A 3,089-nucleotide genomic window follows, 5' to 3' on the forward strand; every position below is an offset into this window, starting at 1 on the left:
ACGAAGTCACCACCGTGCTCACGGCGTTGGCGACTCTGCATGTCAACGGTGTCCCGGTCGACTGGTCGCCGCTGTTCACGGGCGTCCGACCGGCCGAGCTGCCGACCTACGCCTTCCAGCACCAGCGGTACTGGCTGGAGACCCGCGCCCAAGCGCCGGCCGTGGCCGCCGACGAGGCGTTCTGGGACCCGATCGACCGTGGCGACACCGCCGGACTCGCCTCCAGGCTCGGTGTCCCGGTCACCACCCTGGAACCGCTCGTTCCCGCGCTGGCGTCCTGGCGGGCCCGCGGTCGGGAGCGCTCGCTGATCGACGGGTGGCGTCACCGTGTCACCTGGAAGCCCGTCACCGACCTGGCCGAGGCGGCGCCCCGTGGCCGCTGGGCGATCGTCGGTGACGAGGCGTCCGTACGCGTCGAAGCGTCCGAGTTCGCCGAGGCACTGACCGCGCTCGGCGCCGACGCCGTGGTCGTACCGCTCGGCGACCGCGCCGACCTGGTCACGCGTCTGCGTGAGATGGAGCCCGCAGGCATCCTCGTGCTCCCGGCCGTGTCCCTCGCGGGCGCACTGGCCGTCGTCCAGGCATCGGCCGAGGTCGCGGGCGGTGCGCCGCTGTGGTTGGCGACCCGGGGCGCGGTGTCCGTCGGCCGGGCGGACGGCGCGCCGAACGCCGTGCAGGCGGCGAAGTGGGGCCTGGGCCGCGTGGTCGGCCTCGAACACCCGGAGCTCCTGGGCGGACTGCTGGACCTGCCGGAGACCCTCGACGCCAGGGCGGTCGCCCGGCTCGGTCCGGTGCTGGCCGGTGCGCTCGGCCCCGAGGACCAGGTGGCGGTTCGCAGCAGCGGTGTTCTGGTCCGGCGTCTGGTGGCCGCCCCGGCGACCGGCGCAGCCACCTGGCGTCCGCGCGGCACCGTGCTGATCGCCGGAGGCACCGGCGGGCTCGGCGCCCAGGTCGCCCGATGGGCAGCCGCGAACGGCGCGGAGCGGATCGTGCTGGTCAGCCGGCGCGGCCCCGCCGCGCCCGGCGCGGAAGCACTGCTCGCCGAACTTCCGGGTGCCGAGGCGTACGCGTGCGATCTCTCGGACCGGGCCGCCGTCGAGGCGCTGCTCGCACAGGTCGGTGGGGTCGACGCGGTCGTGCACGCCGCAGGTGTGGCCGAGGACGCCGGGCTGGCCGACGCCGACGCCGGGCACCTGAACCGTGTGCTGTCCGGCAAGGTCGACGGGGCGCTGCACCTGGACGCGCTGGTCGGTACGCGTCTCGACGCGTTCGTGGTCTTCTCCTCGATCGCCGGAATCTGGGGCAGCGCCGACCAGGCCGCCTACGCGGCGGCGAACGCGGCGCTGGACGCCGTGGTCGCCGGACGCCGTGCCCGAGGACTGCCGGGCACCGCCGTCGCCTGGGGCCCGTGGGCCGAGGTCGGCATGGCCGCCGAGGCCGAGGTCGCCGACCGGCTGCGCCGTCGCGGCATCACCCCGGTCGACCCGGCGCTCGCGCTGGCCGCCCTGGCCGGCGCGGTCGGGGCCGGCGAGGACCAGGTGACCGTCGCCGACATCCGGTGGGCCGACTTCCTGCCCGCTTTCACCAGCACGCGCGCCCGGCCGTTCTTCGCGGATCTCCCGGCCGCCCGTGACCTTGCCGTCCCCGAGCCGCTGGGTGGCTCCCGGTCGTCCGCGTTCGTCCAGCGGTTGGCGGGCGTGCCGGTCGCCGACCGGCAGCGGCTCGTCGCGGACGTCGTACGGACGCACGTCGCCGCTGCCCTCGGTCATGCCTCGACCGGGGCGGTCGAACCGTCGCGGGCGTTCAAGGAGCTGGGCTTCGACTCGCTGACGGCCGTCGAGCTGCGGAACCGGTTGCAGGCCGCGACCGGGCTGGTGCTTCCCGCGACGCTGGCGTTCGACTACCCGAGCGCCGAGCGGCTCGCCGGGTTCGTTCTGGAGCAGGTGGTCGGCGGCGCGGACGCCGCGGGTCCCGCCGCTCCGGTGCCCTTGGCCGCCACCGACGACGACCCGATCGTCATCGTGGGGATGGGTCTGCGGTTGCCGGGTGGTGTGGGGACGCCCGAGGAGTTCTGGGATCTGGTCGCGTCCGGGAGGGACGGGATCGGGGCGTTCCCGACGGATCGTGGGTGGGATCTGGAGGGGTTGTACCACCCGGATCCGGAGCATGCGGGGACGTTCTACGCCCGGGAGGGCGGGTTCCTGTACGGGGCGGGGGACTTCGATGCGGGGCTGTTCGGGATCTCGCCGCGCGAGGCGCTGGCGATGGATCCGCAGCAGCGCCTGTTGCTGGAGACGTCGTGGGAGACGCTGGAAGCGGCCGGTGCCGATCCGCTCGGCCTGCGCGGCGAGCCGGTGGGCGTGTTCGTGGGTGCCTCCTTCATGGGGTACGGCACCGGGGCGGCGGAGAGCGGGGAGGGTCTGGAGGGGCATCTGCTGACGGGTACGGCTTCGTCGGTGATGTCGGGGCGGATCTCGTACACGTTCGGGCTCGAAGGCCCGGCGGTGACGGTGGACACGGCGTGTTCGTCGTCGTTGGTGGCCCTGCATCTGGCCGCGCAGGCGCTGCGGTCGGGTGAGTGCTCGATGGCGCTGGTCGGTGGTGTGACGGTCATGCCGACGCCGGATGTGTTCGTGGAGTTCTCGCGTCAGCGGGGTCTGGCGCCGGACGGCCGGTGCAAGTCGTTCGGTGCGGGTGCGGACGGGACGGGTTGGTCCGAGGGTGTCGGCATGCTGCTCGTGGAGCGGTTGTCGTCGGCGCGGGCTGCCGGTCGCCAGGTCCTGGCGGTGGTGCGGGGCACGGCGGTCAATCAGGACGGTGCGTCGAACGGTCTGACGGCGCCGAACGGTCCGTCGCAGCAGCGGGTGATCCGGGCGGCGTTGGCGCAGGCGGGGTTGAACCCGCAGGACGTCGACGCGGTCGAGGCGCACGGCACCGGCACGACGCTCGGTGACCCGATCGAGGCCCAGGCCCTCCTGGCCACCTACGGTCAGGACCGGGACGGCGGTGACCCGCTCTGGCTCGGGTCGGTGAAGTCCAACATCGGCCACACGCAGGCGGCGGCCGGTGTCGCCGGCATCATCAAGATG

1 protein-coding gene is annotated in these 3,089 nt (G+C 74.2%); it reads left to right on the forward strand.

The annotated features are described in order from the left end of the window. Nucleotides 1-26: 26 nt before the first annotated feature. A partial coding sequence (locus tag PUR61_RS38380) for an SDR family NAD(P)-dependent oxidoreductase (RefSeq protein ID WP_329884434.1) occupies nucleotides 27-3,089 on the forward strand: 3,063 nt, incomplete at its 3' end.

The sequence above is a fragment of the Streptomyces sp. BE20 genome (assembly GCF_036322525.1).
Taxonomy (GTDB): Bacteria; Actinomycetota; Actinomycetes; order Streptomycetales; family Streptomycetaceae; genus Kitasatospora.